This window comes from Streptomyces sp. DH-12 (genome assembly GCF_002899455.1).
Classification (GTDB): domain Bacteria; phylum Actinomycetota; class Actinomycetes; order Streptomycetales; family Streptomycetaceae; genus Streptomyces.
Genome location: NZ_PPFB01000001.1, coordinates 1849446 through 1870427 on the forward strand (window position 1 = coordinate 1849446; position 20982 = coordinate 1870427).

Annotated in this window: 19 protein-coding genes; 7 read left to right on the forward strand and 12 right to left on the reverse strand. The window is 74.2% G+C overall.

Translation table 11 applies throughout. From position 1 onward, the window contains the following. Window positions 1-32 precede the first annotated feature (32 nt). A complete protein-coding gene (locus C1708_RS07230) occupies window positions 33-1289 on the forward strand; it encodes a M14 family zinc carboxypeptidase (protein ID WP_106411866.1) in 1257 nt (418 codons plus the stop codon). 164 nt (window positions 1290-1453) lie between these two features. On the opposite strand, the gene C1708_RS07235 is transcribed toward C1708_RS07230, so the two are convergent. Together C1708_RS07235 and C1708_RS07240 are read right to left on the reverse strand one after the other, a co-directional pair. Further along, window positions 1454-1861: an SSI family serine proteinase inhibitor gene (locus C1708_RS07235; protein ID WP_106411867.1), complete on the reverse strand. Its 408-nt coding sequence runs from the start codon at window positions 1859-1861 to the stop codon at window positions 1454-1456. 283 nt (window positions 1862-2144) lie between these two features. Beyond that, window positions 2145-2696 (reverse strand): FHA domain-containing protein, encoded by a 552-nt coding sequence (locus tag C1708_RS07240; protein WP_106411868.1) that lies wholly within the window; start codon window positions 2694-2696, stop codon window positions 2145-2147. 236 nt (window positions 2697-2932) lie between these two features. On the opposite strand from C1708_RS07240, the gene treZ reads away from it, so the two are divergent. Next, complete coding sequence (treZ, locus tag C1708_RS07245; protein WP_106411869.1) at window positions 2933-4678, forward strand: malto-oligosyltrehalose trehalohydrolase; 1746 nt, start codon at window positions 2933-2935, stop codon at window positions 4676-4678. A gap of 87 nt (window positions 4679-4765) precedes the next feature. On the opposite strand, the gene C1708_RS07250 is transcribed toward treZ, so the two are convergent. The 6 genes from C1708_RS07250 to C1708_RS07275 form a co-directional block, all read right to left on the reverse strand. Next, entirely contained in the window at window positions 4766-5734 is a 969-nt protein-coding gene (locus tag C1708_RS07250; protein ID WP_106411870.1) for an aminoglycoside phosphotransferase family protein, read from the reverse strand. Window positions 5735-5839: 105 nt separating this feature from the next. Continuing rightward, entirely contained in the window at window positions 5840-6967 is a 1128-nt protein-coding gene (locus tag C1708_RS07255) for an aminopeptidase P family protein (RefSeq protein ID WP_106411871.1), read from the reverse strand. Window positions 6968-7251: 284 nt separating this feature from the next. After that, on the reverse strand, window positions 7252-7773 hold the full coding sequence (locus C1708_RS07260; protein WP_106411872.1) for a PDZ domain-containing protein: 522 nt from the start codon (window positions 7771-7773) through the stop codon (window positions 7252-7254). Window positions 7774-7785: 12 nt separating this feature from the next. Further along, the gene (gene cyc2, locus C1708_RS07265) at window positions 7786-9942 is read right to left on the reverse strand and encodes a germacradienol/geosmin synthase Cyc2 (protein ID WP_106411873.1); all 2157 of its coding nucleotides are present in this window, start codon (window positions 9940-9942) and stop codon (window positions 7786-7788) included. 95 nt (window positions 9943-10037) lie between these two features. Continuing rightward, a complete protein-coding gene (locus tag C1708_RS07270; protein ID WP_106411874.1) occupies window positions 10038-11216 on the reverse strand; it encodes a damage-control phosphatase ARMT1 family protein in 1179 nt (392 codons plus the stop codon). Between the two features lie 40 nt (window positions 11217-11256). Further along, the gene (locus C1708_RS07275) at window positions 11257-11904 is read right to left on the reverse strand and encodes a ScbR family autoregulator-binding transcription factor (protein WP_106411875.1); all 648 of its coding nucleotides are present in this window, start codon (window positions 11902-11904) and stop codon (window positions 11257-11259) included. A 409-nt stretch (window positions 11905-12313) separates the two neighbouring features. On the opposite strand from C1708_RS07275, the gene C1708_RS07280 reads away from it, so the two are divergent. Genes C1708_RS07280 through C1708_RS07300 form a run of 5 tightly spaced genes read left to right on the forward strand, consistent with a single transcriptional unit; the run spans window position 12314 to window position 17311 of the window. Beyond that, the gene (locus C1708_RS07280; RefSeq protein ID WP_106411876.1) at window positions 12314-13318 is read left to right on the forward strand and encodes a substrate-binding domain-containing protein; all 1005 of its coding nucleotides are present in this window, start codon (window positions 12314-12316) and stop codon (window positions 13316-13318) included. 48 nt (window positions 13319-13366) lie between these two features. Further along, window positions 13367-15916, forward strand: a complete 2550-nt coding sequence (locus C1708_RS07285) for a sensor histidine kinase (RefSeq protein ID WP_106411877.1) — start codon at window positions 13367-13369, stop codon at window positions 15914-15916. Window positions 15917-15938: 22 nt separating this feature from the next. Beyond that, complete coding sequence (locus tag C1708_RS07290) at window positions 15939-16370, forward strand: roadblock/LC7 domain-containing protein (protein ID WP_106411878.1); 432 nt, start codon at window positions 15939-15941, stop codon at window positions 16368-16370. A 1-nt stretch (window position 16371) separates the two neighbouring features. Beyond that, window positions 16372-16725, forward strand: a complete 354-nt coding sequence (locus tag C1708_RS07295; protein WP_106411879.1) for a DUF742 domain-containing protein — start codon at window positions 16372-16374, stop codon at window positions 16723-16725. Then, complete coding sequence (locus C1708_RS07300) at window positions 16712-17311, forward strand: GTP-binding protein (RefSeq protein ID WP_106411880.1); 600 nt, start codon at window positions 16712-16714, stop codon at window positions 17309-17311. The genes C1708_RS07295 and C1708_RS07300 overlap by 14 nt, the downstream gene beginning before the upstream one ends. 49 nt (window positions 17312-17360) lie before the next feature. Here C1708_RS07300 and C1708_RS07305 read toward each other — a convergent pair whose 3' ends face one another. The 4 genes from C1708_RS07305 to C1708_RS07320 form a co-directional block, all read right to left on the reverse strand. Then, window positions 17361-18317 carry an ABC transporter substrate-binding protein gene (locus C1708_RS07305; RefSeq protein ID WP_106411881.1) on the reverse strand — a complete coding sequence of 319 codons (957 nt, stop codon included), beginning with the start codon at window positions 18315-18317 and terminating at the stop codon, window positions 17361-17363. A 75-nt stretch (window positions 18318-18392) separates the two neighbouring features. Then, window positions 18393-19058 (reverse strand): ABC transporter permease, encoded by a 666-nt coding sequence (locus C1708_RS07310; protein ID WP_106411882.1) that lies wholly within the window; start codon window positions 19056-19058, stop codon window positions 18393-18395. Then, on the reverse strand, window positions 19055-19753 hold the full coding sequence (locus C1708_RS07315; RefSeq protein ID WP_106411883.1) for an ABC transporter permease: 699 nt from the start codon (window positions 19751-19753) through the stop codon (window positions 19055-19057). The genes C1708_RS07310 and C1708_RS07315 overlap by 4 nt, the downstream gene beginning before the upstream one ends. Beyond that, a complete protein-coding gene (locus tag C1708_RS07320; protein ID WP_198602421.1) occupies window positions 19750-20883 on the reverse strand; it encodes an ABC transporter ATP-binding protein in 1134 nt (377 codons plus the stop codon). Before C1708_RS07320 ends, C1708_RS07315 begins: the two co-directional genes overlap by 4 nt. Between the last annotated feature and the right edge of the window lie 99 nt (window positions 20884-20982).

The window sequence follows — 20982 nt, forward strand, 5'->3', positions numbered from 1 at the left end:
CTGCGCAGTGCGGATGCCGGCGGTGACGGGGGGTGGGTCCGCTGCGGGAGTCGCGCTATCCGACGGTGGCCGAGCTGGTCCTCTCCGCCCGGGGGCTGGCCGTCCAGTGGCCGGGGCTGTGCGTGTTGCGACAGGTGGGGGTGTCCCGTGGGGGACGGCCGCTGCACCTGCTGTCCGTCGGGCGCGCCCGGCACGCCGTGCTGGTCGTGGCGGGCGCCCACGCCAACGAGCCCGCGGGCAACGGGACGCTGCTGGCGCTGGCCCGGCGCGCCCTGCTCGAGCGGGAGCTGCGGGACGGCGTCTCCTGGCACTTCCTGCTGTGCGCGGATCCCGACGGGGCGAGCCTGCACGTCACGCCGGCGCCGCGCAGCCTGTACGACTACCACCTCGGTTTCTTCCGCCCGGCCGGCCCCGAGCAGCCGGAGTGGGCGCCCTCGGTGCTGCCCGCCGACCGGCTGCCCCCGGAGACGCGGGCGCTGACCGGGGTGATCGACGAGCTGCGGCCCTTCCTCCAGGTGTCCCTGCACGGCACCGATCTGGGTGGCAGCTGGGTGCAGTTGACCCGGGACGTGCCCGGACTGGCGGAACCTTTCGCCAAGTCGGCGGCCGAGCTGCACATCCCGGTGGAGACGGGCGCCTCGGACGCGGCGGGTTGGCCCGCGTCGGGACCCGGGGTGCACGTGATGCCCGCGCCGGAAACCGCGCCCGCCTACCCGAGCCTGACCGACGACGCCCGGCACAGCACCTGGTACCACGCGCACCGGTACGGCGGTCTGACCGCGGTGGTCGAGGTGCCGATGTGGGCGAGCGACCTGGTCGACGACCCGGCCCCGCATCCGGCGCCGGACACCGCGATGCACGCGCTCGCGCAACGGCTGCTGCGGGACGCCGGCGAGGTGCGGCACGTGCTGGAGGACGCACGGTCCTGGCCACCGCCCGCCGAGGCCGACGGCCCGCTGCTGCGGGCGGCCACCTGGGTGCTGGAGCTGGTGCCGGGACTGGCCGCCGATCTGGTCCGCACCCCGCCGGCGGACGGCACCCGCGCCTACGTCGGCAGCGTGGACGCCTTCGCGCGGCGGGTGCCGCTGCGGGCGGCGGCGATGCTGCGACGCGCTCTGCGCGACACCGACGCCGAGGCGGCGGCCCGCCTGGACCACCTGGTCGCCCACTGGAGCGACGCCTTCGCGACCCGCTTCCGGGCCCGGTGGGTCCCGGTGCGGCACCAGGTGGAACACCAGTCCCGCACGGTGGTGGCGGCGGCGCGGCAGGCGCGGGCGGGGCTGATGTGAGGGGGCTCGGGGACGTCTCCGGGGCGCTGCGGGCCCGTCCCGGCCGGGTGGGGGCGGACGGTCGTCACGCCCCCTGGGGGCAGGCGGCTCCGCAGCCGGCGCGCCGGCCTGCGGCGGGCCTGCCGTGGCGTCGCGGCGCGCCCGCCGGATGGCAGGGAGGCGGCTCAGGTCCCGTCCAGCGCGAACACTGCCCCTGTGCGGGCACGCAGCGTGCACGTGTTCGGGAAGGTCTCCGACCAGCTGACCGGGCGGCCGCGCCACATGCCCTGCGCGTGGGCCGTGACCGGGGCGTGGATCATCGGGCAGAGGGCGTCCTCCGCGGGGAGGGCGGTGATGCGGCCGTCCGCCGCCGCCAGGTCCGCACAGGCCTGTTCCGCGTGCGGGTGGCTGCCGCCGGGCGGGTCGCACCGCAGCAGCGTGCCCCCCTCCGCCCCGGCCGGGGCGCCCTCGTGGCTGACGCCGAGCATCAGCCAGTTCCCGGACTCCGGCGCGGTGTCCGCGTGGGCCGTGGGTGTCGCGCCGGCGAGCAGGAGGAGCGCGGCGGCGGACAGCCCCGCCCCTACCGTCTTCATCGAGATGTGTGTCATTCCCGGTGCATCGGCACGGTGGGCCCCGGACCCCAGCCCGGCTCACCCGAACGGGAGGCTCCGGGTGTCCGCCGTACCGCGAGGGCGCCCACAGTGAGGACCCCCCGGGCCTGGTACTCCGTCCTCAGCCGGTTCCACCGGACGTACAGGCCGTGCGGGAGGCACGGGGAGCACGGGCCGTGCGGGGAGTGCGAGGCGCCCCTGCGGTCAGCCACGACAGCCGGGGCCGCGTCAACACTGTTACGCGTCGACAACCCCTGCGGAGTCGTCAGTTGGCGGCGAGCCGGTAGGTGATCCGGCCGAAGCCCACCTGGTCGCCCTCGCGGACGACGGCCGCGCCGACGACCCGACGGCCGTTCACCGTCGTGCCGTTGGTGGAGCCGAGGTCGCGCAGCACCCACAGGCCGCCCTGGTGGGTGAGTTCGGCGTGCACGCGGGAGACCGTCTCGTGGGCGAGCCGCAGCCCGTTGGCCGGGTCACGCCCTATCCGCAGCGGGTGGCCGTGCGCGGGGTGCGGCAGCAGCAGCTTGGGCAGCTTCTCGGCCCGCCAGGCCCGGCGCAGCCGGACGGTGAACCCGGAGACCGCCTCCACCGAGCCGAACACCACGCGCGAGAAGCGGCTCTCGCGCGGGAGGTCGGCGGTGAGCGCGACGAGTTCATCGGCACGCCGCGCCACGAGCGCCAGTTCCATGCGCCGGATGAACGTGTCGTGGGACAGGCGGCCCTTGGCGACGCCGTCCCGCAGCACGCTCAGCGCCTTGTCGCGCTCCGCGTCGGAGAGCCGCGCGGGGTACGTGGAGAACTCGAAGGACGACGTCACGCTGGTGATTGTCGGTCAGTGGGAGGTGGGCTGTCCAGAAAGCCGGCAAGCGGAAGGCCCGCCCTCGCCTGCCGCCGTGCGCCGGGGCGTCCCCCGCCCCACGCGGTCCCCGGCCGCCCGGCACGCACGCCTCGGGCGACACCCGCCGCAAAACGGCGGATCCCCCGGCGAATTGATCTCCGATGCCGCACGATGGAGGCGCTTCATCACGGTGAGCAGACGAAGGGGAACCGTCCGTGCAGTTCGAGGTGTGGGCACCACAGGCCGGCCGAGTGACGCTCCGGTGCGACGGCGTCACGCGCGCGTTGGAACACGATCCCGAGCGGGAGGGGTGGTGGCGGGGGGAGGCCGAGGCGCACGACGGCTCCCGGTACGGCTTCGCGCTGGACGACGGCCCGGTGCTGCCGGACCCGCGGTCGCGCCGTCAGCCGGACGGGCCCGACGGGCTCAGCGCCGTCGTCGACCACAACCGTTTCGAGTGGCGCGCCGAGTGGCGCGGGCATCCGCTGCCCGGCGCGGTGCTCTACGAGATGCACGTCGGCACGTACACCCGCGAGGGCACCTTCGACGCCGCCGCCGGACGCCTCGGCCACCTCGTCGATCTCGGCGTCACCCACGTGGAGTTGATGCCGGTGTGCCCGTTCCCGGGCCGGCACGGCTGGGGGTACGAGGGGGTCTCGCTGTGGGCCGTGCACGAGCCGTACGGCGGGCCCGAGGGGCTGAAACGGTTCGTCGACCGGGCACACGCGCTGGGGCTCGGCGTCGTCCTGGACGTGGTGCACAACCACCTCGGCCCGTCGGGGAACCACCTGCCGCAGTTCGGCCCGTACTTCACCGACACGCACCACACGCCGTGGGGCGCGGCGGTCAACCTGGACGCGCCCGGCTCGGACGAGGTGCGCGCGTATCTCGTGGAGAGCGCGCTGGCGTGGCTGCGCGACTACCGGATCGACGGGCTGCGTCTGGACGCGGTGCACGCGCTGGTGGACACCCGCGCGCGCCACTTCCTGGAGGAGCTGTCGCAGGCCGTGGACGACCTGGCCGCCGACACCGGCCGGCCGCTGTTCCTGATCGCCGAGTCCGACCTCAACGACCCGCGGGTGATCACCCCGCGCGAGAACGGCGGCCTCGGCATCCACGCGCAGTGGAACGACGACTTCCACCACGCCCTGCACACCGCGGTGACGGGCGAGTCGCAGGGCTACTACGCCGACTTCGCGCGGGCCCCGCTGGCGGCCCTGGCCAAGACGCTCACCGGGGGCTTCTTCCACGACGGCACGTACTCCAGCTTCCGGGGCCGGCGCCATGGACGCCCGCTCGACCGCACCCGGGTGGCCGCGCACCGCCTGCTCGGCTACAGCCAGACGCACGACCAGGTCGGCAACCGCGCCCAGGGCGACCGGCTGGCCGGGCTGGTCTCCCCGGGGCTGCTGGCCTGCGCGGCGGCGCTGACGCTGACCGCGCCGTTCACCCCGATGCTGTTCATGGGCGAGGAGTGGGCGGCGGGCACGCCGTGGCAGTTCTTCACCGACCACACCGACCCGGGGCTGGCGAAGGCGGTCAGCGAGGGCCGGCGCCGGGAGTTCGCGGCGCACGGCTGGGCGGAGCAGGACGTCCCGGATCCGCAGGACCCGGCCACCCGTGACCGCTCCTGCCTGGACTGGTCCGAGCCGGAGCGGGAGCCGCACGCGCGGGTGCTGGCCTGGTACCGGCAGCTCCTCGCGCTGCGCCGCGACCAGCCCGACCTCACCGACCCGGACCTCGCCGACACCAAGGTGGCGTACGACGAGGACCGCCGCTGGCTCGCCTTCCGCCGCGGCGACGTCCGCGTGGCCGTGAACCTCGGCACCGCCCCGGCCGACATCCCCCTGGGCTCGCGTGACGCCCGCGTCCTGGCGGCGTGGGACCCGGTCGAGGCCCCGGGGCCGGACGGCCTGCTCCGCCTGCCCGGGGAGTCGGCGGTGGTGCTGCTGCAGGAGTGAGGCGTCCGCGTCCCGGGCGCGGGGCGGGGTCACCGGCCCCGCATCCGGGACGCCTGTGGCGCCTCGCCCCTGCGGGGCGGCCGTGCCCTACGGGGCCGCGTCGCTGTCGCGCAGGTCGGTGACGCGTTCCAGCATGATCGGCTCCCAGGCCCGGCGGAGGCGGGCGCGGTACAGGGGGAGCGACGCGGTGGCGTTGTGGACCAGGGCCTCGGCGAGCTGGACGACGCAGTCGCAGCGGGCCAGCCACAGGCCGCGCAGGCAGGGGCGGGCGCCGTAGCCCGCCAGCGTGGCTGCGCGGACCGCGGCGGGGGCGCCGACGGCCCGGGCCAGGCCCGCGATGTCCTCGGCCGGGTCGCCGACCACCGCCGCGTCCCAGCCGAGCACCCCCCGCACCCGGCCGTCCGCCCCGACGACCAGGTTCTCGCCGGTGAGGGCGTGATGGACGAGCACCGCCGAGCCGGCCTGCGCGGCGAGCTGCGCCGTCGCCGTCCGGGTGAACTGACGCAGCCTCGCCGCCTCGAACTCGTCCTCCTTGTCGAGCAGCGCGACGGCCTCCCCGGCGGCCCGCCGCAGGGTCTCCAGCGAACGCGGGGGCACGCGGGGCACGCCCAGCGCCTCGGCCTGCCGTACCGGCACCTGGTGCAGCCCGGTGAACAGGCCCGCCAGGTCGGTCTCGCCGACGGCGGACACGGTGTTCTCCTCCGCCGTGCCGCCGGGCAGCCGGGTGTCCAGCGTGCACAGCAGCCCGGGCGCCCACTCGCCCTGCGCGACCCCGACGGGCAGCGCGACCGGGACGTGCGGGCGCACCAGCTCCCGCAGCCGCAGCTCGCGCCGCCACCGCGTGCCGGTCGCGCGGTCCGGGGCGAGGTGCAGCACATACCGGGTGCCGACCCACCAGGCGGTGGGGCCGGCGCCCCCGGCGGCGGGCCGCACGTCGAGGGCCGACCGCACGTCGGGGTCGGCGGAGGACGCGCCGGCGCCCTGCCCGCTGTCCTCGAGCAGGGACCGGGCCAGTCGGCGGACGGTGTCAACGGTGGGTGTCGGTGCCTGGGTCATGGTCGCGCCATTGCCGTTCGGGAGAGGCAGGGAGGGACGGGCGGGAGAGGCAGGGAGGGACGGGAGAGGCAGGGAAGGACGGGCGGGAGGCAGCGGCGGGGCCGCTCAGTCCACTATGACCAGTTCCCGCTCGGTGTCGTTCAGCCGCCGCCCGCCGTCCTCCGTGACGGTCACGATGTCCTCGATCCGCACCCCGAACCGCCCCGGCAGGTACACGCCCGGCTCGACGGAGAAGCACATGCCGGGGACGAGCGGCTGCTCCTCGCCCTCGATCATGTACGGCGGCTCGTGCGTGGTGACGCCGATGCCGTGCCCGGTGCGGTGGATGAAGTACTCGCCGTACCCGGCGTCGGCGATGACCTCCCGGGCCGCCCGGTCGACGTCTTGGCAGGCGGCCCCCGGCCGCACCGCGCGGAAGCCCGCCTCCTGCGCCTCGCGCACCAGGTCGTGCACCCGGCGCTCCTCCTCGGACGGTTCGCCGACGTGCACCGTGCGGGAGGTGTCGGAGCCGTAGCCGTCCTTCAGGCCGCCGAAGTCCAGGACGACCATGTCGCCGCGCTCGATCCGGCGGTCACCCGCCTCGTGGTGCGGGTTCGCGCCGTTCGGTCCGGAGGCGACGATCGTGAAGTCGACCTGGGAGTGGCCGAACCGGCGCAGCAGGGCGGCGAGGTCGGCGGCCACCTCGGACTCCCGGCGGCCGGAGAAGCGCACGTGCCTGATCTCCTCGAACGCGGCGTCGGCGGCGGCGCCGGCCGCGGCGAGCCGCTCCAGCTCCGCGGCGTCCTTCACGGCGCGCAGCATCGGCAGCGCCTCGGTGAGGGAGACGTACGAGGTGCCGGGGAGCGCCTGTTGCAGTGCCAGCAGGTGCAGCGCCCAGGCGTTGTCGCTGACGCCGAGCCGCCCCCGGGCGTCCAGCAGGGCGGCGGTGAGGGCGTAGGGGTCCTTGCCGTCGGTCCAGTCGCGCAGGGTGAGGGCGGGCGCGCCGGTGGCCCGCGCGGCGTCCGGGGCCTCCAGGGCGGGGACGACGAGCACGGGTTCCCGGCCGGCTGCCAGGACCAGCAGGGTGAGGCGCTCGGTGACGGCGGGCGGTGTGTAGCCGGTGAGCCACACCAGGTCCGGTCCCGGTGCGACGAGCAGCCCGGCGAGTCCGGCGTCGGCGGCCTGCCGCGCCGCCCGGTCCATGCGGGCCTTGTAGTCGTCGGCGGTGAAGGGCACGGGCGCGGTGCCGGTCATCCGGGGTGCCTCCCAGGGCGGACGTCGGGGCTACGGGCAGCATCCTGCCCGCCGAACGGGTGCGGCGCGAGCCGGTTGCCGGGGTTGCCCCCGGAGATGTCCCCCTACGGGGACGGGATCCCCGGCTCCGCCGCTCCGGAACTCCAGTACTCCGGCACTCCGGCGCGAGGCATCCACGCCCCGCCCTGCGTCCCGCGGCACGTGTCCACGCGCCCCGAGCCGCGCGTCCGCGTCCGCGCACCCCGCCACGCGTCCCCAGCGTGCCGGGGCGTGCCACGGAGCCGCTACGTGAGGATCCCGGGGACCGCCGTCAGCTGCTCGTACCCGCCCGTGCGGTGCCGGACGGTCAGGCGGACCTCCGTGCCCGGCCGGGTGCCGGCCACGGCGCGCGCCAGGTCCGCGGCCGAGTCGACGCGGGTGGCGCCGAAGGCGAGCAGCAGGTCGCCCTCCCGGAGGCCGGCCGCGAAACCGGGGCCGGGGACGTGCACGCCGACCACCAGGGCCCCGGGCCCGCCGGCATCGGTCACCTCCACCCCGAGCCGGGCGGCGGCGGGCACGGACGCGGCGACCGCGCCCGCCGGCCACCCCGGCCCCGCGAGCGCGGCGCCGAGCACGCCCAGGCCGACGCCGGACAGCAGCAGTACCAGCCCCGCCGCGGCGGCGAGCAGCGCGGTCGCCGCCCGGCGCGCCCGCGACCGCCCGGAGGGCGGCCCTTCCGTGGCGGCGGGACGGACCGGACCGGGGCCCGGCCGCGTGCCGGCAGGGGCGCCGGGCATCGGCCGGGGGCGGAGAACTGCGGGTTCCATGGCGGCCGGCCGTCAGACGAGAACGGGTGGCGCCGGGGGCCGGTGCGGCAGGAAACCGTGCACGCGCCCGGACAGGTACTCGTCCTTGTACCGGTCGACGCTGCGGTGCCAGTTGAGGATGCCCGCCATCCAGTTCTGCAGGTCGGCCACATAGCCCCGCATGACCGCCCGCGCCTCCTCCGACAGCTGGAAGTCGTCGTACACGACGGGCAGTTCGTGCTCCACGACGTGCTCGAACTGGCGCATGCGCTGGTTCATCAGGTCCGCGACGACGGACAGCGCGGTCGGGTAGTCGATGGTGAAGAAGTTCTGCACGACGAGGACCGCGTTGTGCATCTCCCCCTCGAACTCGATCTCCTTCTGGTACGAGAACACGTCGTTGAGCAGGCAGGCGTAGTCGATGGCCGCGTTCTCCAGGGAGCGGACGGGGCCGCTGCGGTAGACCTCGGGCGGGACCGCGGGACCGTGCCCGGCGCGGCACAGCCCGAGGGTGAGGTCGGAGCCGAAGGTTGCGCGGCGCATCTCCAGGTAGTCCACCGGGTCCGGGACGCGGTTCTGGATCTGGTTGGACAGCTCCCACACCCACGACTCGGTCATCGTGTCCACGGCCGTCCGCAGGGGGCGGCGCTGCTCGGGCGTCATGCCGGCCGTGGTGCGGGCCCACAGGTCGATCAGGGACCGCTCCATGGCGTTGGCCGGGGGCGGGACCTCCTCGCCGTCCAGCGGCATGCAGGCCGACAGGCGGGCCGTGGTCAGCCGGGCGGCGGCCAGGTCGCGGCGGTGGCCGTGGACCAGCGGGTAGTAGTCGTCTCCGTAGGTGCCGAAGGCCAGCCAGCCGGAGGCGAGATCGAGCTGCTCCTGGGTGGCGTCCGGGTCCAGGCCCGCCGCGCACAGCGGCAGGTCGCAGCTGGCGAGCTTGTCCTCGTCCCAGACGCCCTCGCTGAGGATGCCCATGCGGTGCGACCACTCCAGCAGGTGCCGCCGGGACCCTTCCAGGGCCGGGCTGAGACTCAGCGGGAACGGCATCCGGATGTCAGGGATGATCGACGGCCCGACCTTCCGGTACGGCACGTGCCGGTACGGGCGCAGCCGCTCGGCGCCGGCCCTCGCGAGCAGCGCGCCGACGTCGGCGGCGGACGTGCCGGGGCCGGTCAGGGTCTGCCAGGAGGCGCCGGGCCGGGCATTCTCGTTCATGTAGCGGCTGGAGCGCAGGTGCCATTCGTGGCCGCCCGCCTGCCAGTCCTGCAGCCCCTTGGCGTACGCGGCGACGGCGGCGGTCCCGGCGGGGGTGAGCCCCTTCTCCAGGGCCACGGCGGGCACCTCGGTGAAGGCGGTGTGCTCGAACTGGTGCAGCCGTGAGGTGAGGACGTCGTTGACCAGGTCGGCGGCCTCCTGCGTGGTGCAGCCGAAGAAGGTCTCCAGGACGAGGACGCCGTTGCTGAGCTCGCCCTCGTCCTCGACCTCCCGCTGGTAGGAGAACAGGTCGTTGCGCAGGTGCACGGCGTCGGAGAACGTCTCCATGAGCACCCGCAGCGGGCGGGTCCCGGCGACGGCGGCCGGCACCTCGGCGGTGGCGTACTCGACGAGCCCGGCCGACCAGGGGGCGCCGCCCACCTTGCGGCGCATCTCGATGTACTCGACGGGGTTGGCGATGCGCCCCTCGTTGATGTTGGACAGCTCCCACAGGGACTCGTTGAGGAGGTGCTCGGTGGCGACGGCGAACCGGCGGCGCCAGTCCGCGGACATCGCCGGCACGGTCCGCGCCCACAGGTCCGCCAGACCCGCCTCGACCGGGTTCTCCGGCTCGGGCACGGGCGTCCCCGGCTCCAGCGGCATGAACAGCGGCAGCCGGTCCAGGTGGGCCTTGCCGCCGACGCGGTCCTGGGTGCGCTTGTACTTCTCCAGGAAGTGGTCGTCGAAGAAGAACACCCACACGTACCAGTCGGTGATGAGGGACAGCGCGGGGCCGTCGCAGTCGGGGTGCGTGTAGGCGCAGAGCAAGCCGTAGTCGTGCGCGTCGAGGTCGGCCTGCTCCCAGACCCCGCTGCCCTCCAGCATGCCCATCTCGCGCGCCCAGGCCGTGGAGTGGGCCCGGGCCTGGTCCACGTGCGGATTGAGGCGCGCGGGGTGCGGCATGTAGAAGTGCGGGAGTTCGAAGGGCTGCGTCATGGGCGGGGGCTACCCGCGCCGCTCCGGCCGCATCCGCCGGCCGCCGCGTGATCACACCTTCGCGTGAACCCTCCCCGGAAACGGGAGTTGAGGGGTCAGGTCCGTACCTGGACCAGGGCGTGCGTGCCGCTCGTGCGCCAGCGCCCGCCTTCCTCCGCGTCCAGCGCCGCCTCGGTCCGCGGGGTCAGTCCGGTGATCACGTCGGACTTCAGGGTGCGCAGGGCGGCGACCGGGCCCGGGAAGCAGGCGGTGACGTCGGCGAAGGGGGTGGTCGGGGGCCAGTACCGGTCGCCCACGAGGCGGCGGTAGTTGAGGTCCCCCTTGAGGACGGTGAGGGTCGCCCCGGCGAAGTCGGCGCGCAGGTCGTCCGGCATGTCGCTGTACGGCAGGGGCGCGCAGGAGAAGGGGTGCGCGCGCAGGTCGAGCCGCCCGTCGGTGAGGGCGGCGCGCAGGGTGCGTCCGTACGCCCCGGCGGCGCCCTCGGCGGCGGTGAGCCGCCGCACGGCGTCGAGGACGTCGGCGGTGGTGGCGTCGGAGACGTAGTACGGGTGCGGCTTGACGTGCAGGACGGCGCGGGTGATGCCGCCGTGGGCCAGCAGGTGGGCGGTCAGCAGGAGGTCCGGGACGAGTTCGCGGCCGGCGTTGTCGGCGACCAGGCAGAGGGTGCCGGGCGGGGAACCGTCGAGCAGGGACCACAGGCGCTCGCTGTCGTCGGCCACGAGGGCGGGGACGGCGGCGGTCTCCTCGGCGCCCTCGGCGGACATGCGGAAGCCCAGGTCGGCGCGGTTGCCCCAGAGGGAGCCGTGCAGCAGGGCGCGGGCCCGTTCGTCCTCGGGGCGGTCCTCGAGGCCGTCGAGCGCGGCGAGTTCCTCGTCCGTGGCGGGCGCGTCGAGTTCGGCGAGCTTGGCGGGGCGGAAGGGGTCGATGCCCTGCCAGGGGCCGGGCGTGAAGTAGTCGACCGCGTCCAGGAGCCGGCGGTAGAACCAGCTCTCCGCCCACAGCCAGGGCACGTCGTGCCAGGAGCGGCCGGCGTGGGCGTCCATGCCCCAGGCGGCCCAGCGGTCGTGGTCGTGGGCCTCGCCGGGCAGCGGGGTGATCACGCCCTCGGTGCACTCGGTGCGCAGGGCGTCGAGCGCGCGGCGCTGCCGCGGGCCGTAGGGGGTGTCCTCCGCGACCTGGCGGACGATCGCGGGGTGCCGCTCGGCCAGCACGCCGTACGGGAAGGTGCCGGGCTCGTCGGCGACGATCACGGGGGCGGCGTGGGTGTCGGGCATGGGGCTCACCGTAACCCGCCACGCCGCCGCGCGCCGTGCGTCACAGCGGCGCGGTCTCCCGTTCCAGCCGTGCGGCCAGGGAGAGGTAGCGGGCGCGGCGGGTCACGGGGACCAGGCCGCGGATGAGGAGCTGCCACATCTCGGCCGTGCGGCGGGGCTGCCGGGTGACGGGTTCGCGGGCGCGGCCGACGACCCGGGTGCCGACGAAGAAGCAGACCAGGGAGTGGGCGACGACGTCGATGTCGGCGTCCGGGTGGACGTCGGACTCCTCGACGGCGCCCGCCAGCCGGGCCGTGACGATGTCGAGCCACTCGGTGAAGGGGTGGCTGAGCGGCGGGCGCGGCCGGGTGGTGCCGGTGGCCAGGCGCAGACCGGCCCGCAGCACCGGGTCCTCGGCGGACGTCCGGGCCATGCAGAAGGTGAGGCGCATCAGCGCCTCCAGGGAGGTGCGGCCGCGCACTCCGGTGTCGCGGGCCAGCCGGCGGCAGGTCGCGGACTGCAGTTCCAGGATGGCGTGGGCGAGGTCCTCCTTGGCGGCGAAGTGGAAGTAGAGGGCCCCTTTGGTGACGCGGGCGTGCGCGACGATGTCGCTGAGACTGGTCGCCTCGTAGCCCTGCCGGTCGAACAGGTCGGCGGCGGCCGTGATGATCGTCGCGCGGGTCTTCTCGGCGCGTACCTGCCTTGCCATCGACTGCACTCCTGTGGCCGGAAAACAACGCTCCATGCCGCTTGTCGTAACGCCCCGTACACGATAACTCACTGTGCGCGGGCGTTCATCACCCCTGCGGGCGGGGCCGGTTGAACAGACGAGACATAAGGGGCGCGCGCCGTGCGGCGGAACAGCGCGCCCGGCGTCCGTACGCGCGCCCCCGCGTGCCGCACGGAGCGTGCGCGTCCGTCCCTTTCGTCCTCACGGTTCATCACAATGCGGCAGCGGCGCCTCACTTCACGTGGCTGTTCACTTGACGACCGGTGGTTCCACGCGGTTGGCTCCGGCCAGCGAGAGTCACCCGGACGGCCGTACGCCGTCGTGGCCCGGATCCGTCGGTGTCTCTCCTCCGCACCTGCTCTGCCGCACAGCGAGGTCCGCGCTCCTCATGAACACTCGTTCCCCGTCCCGCCGTATCCCGAGACGCCGCACGGCGGTCCTGGCAGCCGCGATCGGTCTGCTCGTGGCGGGCTGTTCCGCCTCCGGCGGGGACGAGGGGGACGGGGACACGAACGCGGCGCGCGGCTCCGGGGGGATGCGGGTCGCCCTCGTCACGCACGGCAGCGAGGGCGACGTGTTCTGGGACCGGGTGCGCAAGGGCGCCGAGGCGGCCGCCGCCCGGGACGGCGTCGAACTGACCTACCTCAGCGACCCGGACGGGGCCGGACAGGCCGACCTGGTGCGCGAGGCGGTCCGGGACGGAGTCGACGGCATCGCGCTCACCCTGGCCAAGCCGCAGGCCATGAAGGGCCCGGTCAACGAGGCGCGGGCCGCCGGCATCCCCGTGGTCGGCCTCAACTCGGGCCTCGACGCGTGGCAGAAGGCCGGGCTGCTGACGTTCTTCGGCCAGGACGAGAGCCTGGCCGGCCGGGCCGTCGGCGAGAAGCTGAACGAGCTGAAGGCCCGGCACGCGCTGTGCGTCGTGCACGAGCGGGGCAACGTCGGCCTGGAGGCCCGCTGCGCCGGCGTGAAGAAGACGTTCCGCGGCACCACCGAGAACCTGTACGTGGACGGCACCGACGAGCGGGCCGTCTCCGGGATCCTCGCCGCCCGGCTGCGCCAGGACTCCACCATCGACCAGGTCGTCACCAACGGGGCCGACGTCGCGCTCACCGCGGTCGACGCGGCGGCGGAGGCGGACAGTGACGCGGACGTCGCCACCTTCGACCTGAACAAGGAACTGGTGGAGGCCGTGCGCGGCGGCAACGTGCGGTTCGCCGTCGACCAGCAGCCCTACCTCCAGGGTTACCTCGCCGTGGACGCGCTGTGGCTGTACCGGACCAACGGCAACGTCAGCGGCGGCGGGGTCGCGCCCGTCCTCACCGGGCCGGCGTTCGTCACGAAGGCGGAGGCGGACTCGGTCGCCGGGTTCGCCGCCGCCGGAACCCGCTGACGGCCGCCGTGCGTACCGTCCCCACCACCCGACCGCTCTAGGACCACGATGCCTCCACGGACAGGTGCCCGGCGCCGTCTCGGCTCCATACGCCTCTCGCTGATCCTGCTCGCCCTGGTGCCCTGTGTCACGCTCGCCGGGCTGTGGGGCCTGACGACGATCCGCATGTTCTCCGAGGGGCTGGAGCTGCGGTCCCAGACCCAGCTGAGCCGGTCCACCGGCGCGATGGGCACGCACGCCGCGCTCGACCTCCAGCGGGAGCGGGCGCTGACCGCCGACTGGCTCGCCGGGCCGGACGGTTCACGGTCCGCCCTGGTCGCCCAGCGGCGCGCCACCGACCGTTCCGTGGCACGGCTCATGGGACAGGCCGACGCGATCGCCGAGGCGCCGGCGCGCATCTCGGACCGGCTGTACTCGGTGCTCGGCTCGGTGGGCAGCCTGGAGTACTACCGCGACCAGATCGACAACCCCCGCGACATCACCGCCGAGGAGGCGCTGGAGCAGTACACGTCGGTCATCGACGACCAGATCCACGCCTTCCAGGAACTGTCCCAGGTCGACGACGGCGACCTCACCTCCCAGGCGCAGCCGCTGGTGGCGCTGGAGCACGCGGTGGAACTGGTCTCCCGGGAGGACGCGCTGCTCACCCTCGCCTGGCCGTCCGGCCGCCTGGACTCCGAGCGCCGGCAGGAGTTCGCCGCGCTGGTGCACACCCGGCGCTGGCTGGTCGGCGACCAGATCGTGCCGTTGCTGAGCGGTGACATCAAGACGCAGACCGAGCGGATCCTGCAGAGCCCCGAGTGGCGCGCGCTGGAGGCGGTCGAGGACCAGGTGCTGGCCACCCCGGCCGAGGGGGAGGCGCGCGAGGTGGAACTGCCGGACCTGCGGGACCGGTGGGACGCGGCCATGGCCAAGGTCGCCCCGCAGTACAGCGAGATGATCCGGCAGCAGACCGACGCGCTGCTCACCCGCAGCGCCGACGAGGCGCGCGGCCTGCTGGTGACGGCCGCCTCGCTGAGCGCGGCGGGACTGCTCGCGCTGCTGCTGTGCGTGGGCCTGTCCTGGCGGATCACCCGCTCGCTGTCGCGCAGGCTGCGCGGGCTGCGGCTGGCCACCCTCAGCCTGGCGCAGGAGCGGCTGCCGGACGTGGTGGCCCGGCTGGAGCGGGGCGAGAAGGTCGACCCGGAGTCGGCGACCACGCCCCTCGACTACGGGCACGACGAACTCGGTCAGGTGGCGCAGGCGTTCAACACCGCGCAGCGCACGGCGGTCCTCACCACCGTCGAACTCGCCGACACCCGGCGCGGCTTCCAGAAGATCATCCTGGGCATCGCGCGGCAGAGCCAGAACCTGGTCAACCTCCAGCTCAGCAAGCTGGACACGCTGGAGCGCCGGCACACCGACCCCGAGGTCCTCAAGGGTCTGTACGAACTCGACTCCGTCGCCAGCCAGTTGCGCCGGTACGAGGAGAACCTGGTCATCGTCAGCGGGGAGCGCCCCGGCCGCAGCTGGAGCGAGCCGGTCGCGCTGATCGACATCCTGCGCAGTGCGGTGGGCGAGGTCGCCGAGTACCAGCGGGTGGAGGTGTTCGTCGACGAGGAGGTGTCCCTCGCGCCGCCCGCGGTGGCCGACGTGATCCATCTGCTCGCCGAGCTGATCGACAACGCCACGGTGTACTCGCCGGCGCCGAGCCCCGTCACGGTGCGGGCGGCCATAGTCGCGAAGGGCCTCGCCGTGGAGGTCGAGGACCGGGGGCTCGGCATGCCGGAGGAGGACTACGCCTCCCTCAACGCCCAGTTGGCCGAGCCGCCGCAGTTCGACGTGGTGGCGCTCGCCGACGACCTGCGCCTCGGCATGTTCGTGATCTCCCAGCTCGCGCACCGGCACGGCATCGCGGTCACCCTGCGCCCGTCGCCGTACGGCGGGACGACGGCGATCGTGCTGCTCCCGCACGAGGTCGTCGTCTCCGACGGACAGCCGGACGCGGCGCGGGGGGCGTCCTCCTCCCCCACCGCCACGGAGGCGGACACCCCGAGCGCCGCCCCGCTCCGTCCCCTTCCGACGCGGGACCGCCAGGGCGCCGCGCGCAGGGCTCCGGCGAGCGCGGGGGCGCAGGACGCCCCGGCCGCGGGGGAGGACGCCGGGGGCGCTCAGGACGGCCGCGGGGCCACGGAGGACCTCCCTGACGCGACCCGGGCCGGCTCCGGTCCCGGAGATCCGCGTCGCGAACCCGCCGCGTCCGCACGGAACCGCTCCGAGGCCGCCGCCGTCGCACCGGGCCCTCACGGCCCCGCGCCCCGCAAGGGCGGCCTCGCGCCCCTCCCCCGGCGTGTGCCGCAGACCAGCCTCGCCGCCGAGCTGCTCGAGGATCCCGCCACCGCGGACTCGTGCGACGACGACTTCACCGCCGAGCGGGCCGCCTCCTCCCTGTCCTGTTTCCAGCAGGGCACGTTCCGGGCCCGGGACACCGTCGGGGACGTGCCGGAGAGGGACGTGCCCGAGGACGACGACGCCGGCCCCACCGTCCCGGACGGGCCACCGCGCGTCCCCACGCCCCCCTCCGGGCACCCGACACCGACCGCTGACGCCGACCGCTGAACGCCGACGAAGGAACACCGCCATGACACGCCCCCTGCCCGCCACCCACACCCAGCTGGACCAGTTGCTGACCGGACTCGTGGAACGGGTCGCCGACGTGAACCAGGCCGTGGTGCTCTCCGAGGACGGCCTGGTGGTCAGCAAGTCCACCGGCTTCCTGCGCGACGACGCCGAGCGCCTGGCAGCGACCGCTTCCGGTCTGATGAGCCTGAGCAAGGGCGTCAGCATGGACTTCCGCGGCGGCCCGGTGCGCCAGGCGCTCATCGAGATGGCGCACAGCTACCTGATCCTCACCTCGGCGGGACCCGGCGCCCACCTGGTGGTGCTGACCGGCCCGAAGGCGGACGTCGGCGTGGTCGCGTACCAGATGAACATGCTGGTGAAGAAGATCGGCGAGCATCTCAGCGCGGCCCCGCGGGACACCAGCGGTGCCGCCGACGACCCAGGCGTGTGAGGTGGGCGGCAGCGACTCGGCGGGCCGGCTGGTACGGCCGTTCACCCTGACCGGGGGCCGCACCCGGCCGAGCCGCGCCGACTTCACGCTCATCACGACGGTGACGGCGGCGGACCCGCAGCCCGAGACGGCCGCCCGGCCGCAGCCCGAGCACACGCGGATCCTGCGGCTGTGCGCCCGGCCGATGGCGGTCGCCGAGCTCGCCGCGCGGCTCGACCTGCCGGTGAGCGTGGTCGTCATCATGCTCTGCGACCTGCTGGAGGCGGGCCGGATCACCGTCCGTGCGCCGCGTCCCGTCACCACTCCGGATCCGGACCTGCTGCAGAAAGTGAGGGAAGGCCTTGGCCGGCTCTGACACCGGTGCCCGGGCATCCGCCGACCGCGGGGCGCCCGACACGGTCAAGATCCTGATCGCCGGCGGTTTCGGCGTGGGCAAGACGACCATGGTCGGCTCGGTCAGCGAGATCAGGCCGCTGCGCACCGAGGAGCCGCTGACCGTGGCGGGCCTGGACGTCGACGACCTGGACGGCGTCGAGGAGAAACGTGTCACCACGGTGGCCATGGACTTCGGCCGGATCACCGTCTCGGACGACCTGGTGCTGTACCTGTTCGGCACGCCGGGGCAGCAGCGGTTCTGGTTCATGTGGAACGACCTGGCCGTCGGCGCGCTGGGCGCGGTGGTCCTGGTGGACGTGCGCAGGCCGAAGTCGAGTTTCGCCGCGATCGACTTCTTCGAGCGGCGGGGCATCCCGTTCGTGGTGGCCGTCAACGGCTTCCACGGTGAGCACCCGTACCCGGTGGAGGACATCCGGGAGGCGCTGACGCTGCCGGCAGGGGTGCCGGTGCTGCTGTGCGACGCGCGGGAGCGGGAGTCCTCGCGGGACGTGCTGATCGCGCTGATCGACCTGCTGATCGCGCAGGCGACCGCCGTCGCGGGATGAGCCCGCGGGGTGCGGCGGGCCGGGCCGCCGCACCCCGTGCGGCGGCCTCTCAGTCCAGACCGGCGGACGCCAGCCAGGCCTTGGCCACGTCGAGCGGGTCCTTCTTCTCCAACTGCACCTGGGCGTCCAGGTCGAGCAGCGTCTTCGTGTCCAGCTTCGCGGAGACCGCGTTCAGCGCCTCGACGCCCTCCTCGGGCAGCCCGTCCTTGCGGACCAGCGGGGTGACGTTGGCGAACCCGAAGAGGTTCTCCGGGTCCTTCAGGACGACGAACTTCTCCTTCACTATGGCCGGGTCCGTGGTGAACACGTCCGCCGCCTGCACCTCGTTCTGCGTGAGGGCCGCCTGGGTCAGCGGGCCGCCCGCGTCCAACGCCTTGAAGGCCTTGAACTTCAGCCCGTAGACGGTCTCGAGGCCCTTGAGGCCCTGCTGCCGGGTCTGGAACTCGGGCGAGCCGCCGATCACCAGCTCGGGCGCGATGTCCTTGAGGTCGGCGAGCGTGGACTCGGCGGTGAGGCCGTGCTTCCTCGCCGTCGCGGCGTTGACGCCGACCGAGTCCTTGTTCTCGGCCGGCGACGACTCCAGCAGGGTGAGTTGCTGGTCCAGCTCGGCCCTGACCGCCTCGTTGACCGCCTCGGCGGAGGTCTGCTCCGCCTCCGGGTCGAGGTGGGCGAGGAGGGAGCCGTTGTACTCCGGCAGGACGGTCACCGAGCCGTTCCTCATCAGGCCGTAGGTCGTCTCACGGCTGCCGATGTTGTGCTTGTAGGTGACCTTCAGGCCCTTGGCGCGCAGCGCCTCGCCGTAGATGTCGGCGAGCAGGGTGCTCTCGGCGAAGTTGTTCGAGCCGACGACGACGGTGCCCGCCTCGGCCTTCCCGCCGTCGAGCGGGTTGTCGGAGGTGTCGCCGGAGGAACAGCCCGTGAGCAGCGCCGCCGCGGCGGTGAGCGCGACCGCCGCCGCCCCGGTGTGCCTCGTCCTCGATCTGCTGCTCTGCGCCGTGGAAGTCATCCACCGATCCAATCCAGCCGTCTCGGGCCCGGTCAAGAACGTCAGGGTCACATTTGTCGCACAACTGATCGAATGTCAGCGGCGGCGCACTCCGGGCGACACCGCGAGCCGCTCCACGGCCCAGAACAGCGCGAGGGTGACGAGGGCGAGGACCGCCACCAGCGTCGCGCCGCCGGTCACCTTCTCGTAGTCGCGCTGGTAGAGCCCGTCGACGATGTACCGGCCCAGCCCGCCGAGGCTGACGTAGGCGGCGATGGTGGCCGTGGACACGATCTGGACGGCGGCGGACCGCAGGCCGCTGAGGATCAGCGGGAGCGCCACCGGCACCTCCACCCGGAACAGGATCCGCGACTCGCGCATGCCCATCCCGCGGGCCGCGTCCACCGGGGCCGGGTCGACGGTGCGGACCGCCTCGTACGTGGTCACCAGGATCGGCGGCACGGCGAGCACGACCAGCGGGATCATCACGGGCAGCAGGCCGAAGCCGATGAGCAGCACGGCCAGCACCAGCAGGCCGAAACTGGGCAGTGCGCGGGCGGCGTTGGCGACGAGGGCGATCACGTTGCCGCCGCGTCCGGTGTGTCCGGTCAGCAGTCCGGCGGGCAGTCCGACCGCCGCGGCGACGGCGAGGGCCAGCAGCGTGTACCGGACGTGCTCCAGGAAGCGCGTGGGGATGCCGTCGTAGCCGTGCCAGTGGGCGCTGTCGCCGAAGAACGCCTGGACGAAGTGGAGGACGTTCACCGGGCGCCGCCTTTCGTGAGGAGTTCCTCGCGCGGGGCGGCGGTCCGCCGCCGTCCGGAGGGAGGCGTCCAGGGCGTCAGCACCCGGCGCAGGGCGACCAGCGCGACGTCGCACAGCAGCGCCAGGGCCGCCGTCGTCAGCACGGCCGTCACCGCGAGTTCGGGCCGGTCGTACTTCTGCGCGGCGGCCATCAGGTTGCCGAGGGCGCCCTGGTTGCCGATCAGGGCTCCGACGCTCACCAGGGAGATGCTGGACGCGGTGGCGACCCGCAGCCCCGCGATGATCGCGGGCGCGGCGATCGGCAACTGCACCTGCAGATAGCGCCGTACGGAGCCGAAGCCCATGGCGGTGGCCGCGGCGAGGGTCTCGTCCGGCACCGCGCGCACGCCGTCGACGATCGCCGGGACCAGCACCACCAGGCTGTAGAGGGCCAGCGGGATCATCACAGTCAGCTCGGTCTGGCCGGTGTAGTCGATGAGGACGACGAAGAACGCCAGGGACGGCACCGCGTACAGCACGGTCGTCACGCCGAGCACCGGCGGGTACAGCCGGCGGAACCGGCCGCACAGCAGGGCCAGCGGCAGGGCGAGCAGCAGCCCGGCGGCCACCGGCAGCAGGGCCTCCCGCAGGTGCAGCCCGACCAGGCCGGCCCAGCTGTGCTGGAGGTCGCTGGGGACGTCGAAGAAGCCGCTCATCCGGCGGCCTTCCCGTCCCCGCCGCGCGCCGGGGCGGGTTCCGGGCCGGCCGCCGTGTGGGCGGCGCGGATCGCCTCGCCGATGGTCTGCTGGGAGACCACGCCGGTCACCCGGCCGTCCGCGTCCACGGCGACCGCCCAGCCGGTGGGCGAGAGGACCGCGCAGTCGAGCGCGGCCCGCAGCGAGTCCGTACCGGGCACGAACGGCCGTCCGTACGGCAGGAGTCGCCCCGGGTCGCCGGTGCTCCCCCGCTCCCGCCAGCCGAGCGGGCGGCCGCCGGCGTCGGTCAGCAGCAGGTACGGCGCCTCGGTGGCGGTGAGGCGCTCGGCGGGCGCGTCGGCCGGGACCACCGCGTCGGTGGTCAGCTCCAGCGCGTCCGACGTGAAGAAGGACAGCCGGCGGATGCCCCGGTCGGCGCCGAGGAAGTCCTCGACGAAGGCGTCCGCGGGGTGCGACAGCAGCTCGGCGGGCGGGGCGTACTGGGCGAGCCGGCCGCCCTCGCGCAGTACGGCGACCATGGTGCCCAGCTTGATCGCCTCGTCGATGTCGTGGGTGACGAAGACGATGGTCTTGCCCAGCTCGTCCTGGATGCGCAGCAGTTCGTCCTGGAGTCCCTTGCGCACCACCGGGTCGACGGCCGAGAACGGCTCGTCCATCAGCAGCACCGGGGGATCCGCGGCGAGCGCCCGCGCCACGCCGACGCGCTGCTGCTGGCCGCCGGAGAGCTGGTACGGGTACCGCTGGGCGAGGGAGGCGTCCAGGCCCACCCGTTCCATGAGCTCCGCCGCCCTCTCCCGGGCGCGCCGCTTGCCCCAGCCGAGCAGGCGGGGGACGGTCGCGATGTTGTCGGCGACGGTGCGGTGCTGGAAGAGGCCCGCGTTCTGGATGACGTAGCCCATGGAGCGGCGCAGGGTGGTCACCGGCTGCCGCCGGACGTCCTCGCCGTCGAGGAGGATCGTGCCCTCGGTGGGCTCGACCATCCGGTTGATCATGCGCAGGGTGGTCGTCTTGCCGCAGCCCGAGGGGCCGACGAGGACGGTGATCGAACGGTCGGGGATCTCCAGCGACAACCGGTCGACCGCCACCGTGCCGTCCGGGTACCGCTTCGTGACTGAGTCGATCCGTATCAAGACGTCGCTTGCCCTTCGGGTGGCAGAGGATGGCCGGCCGGGATCGCCCGCGCCGGGTGCCGGTCGAGTGTAGACGCCGGAGCCGGCGGGGCCCGGACG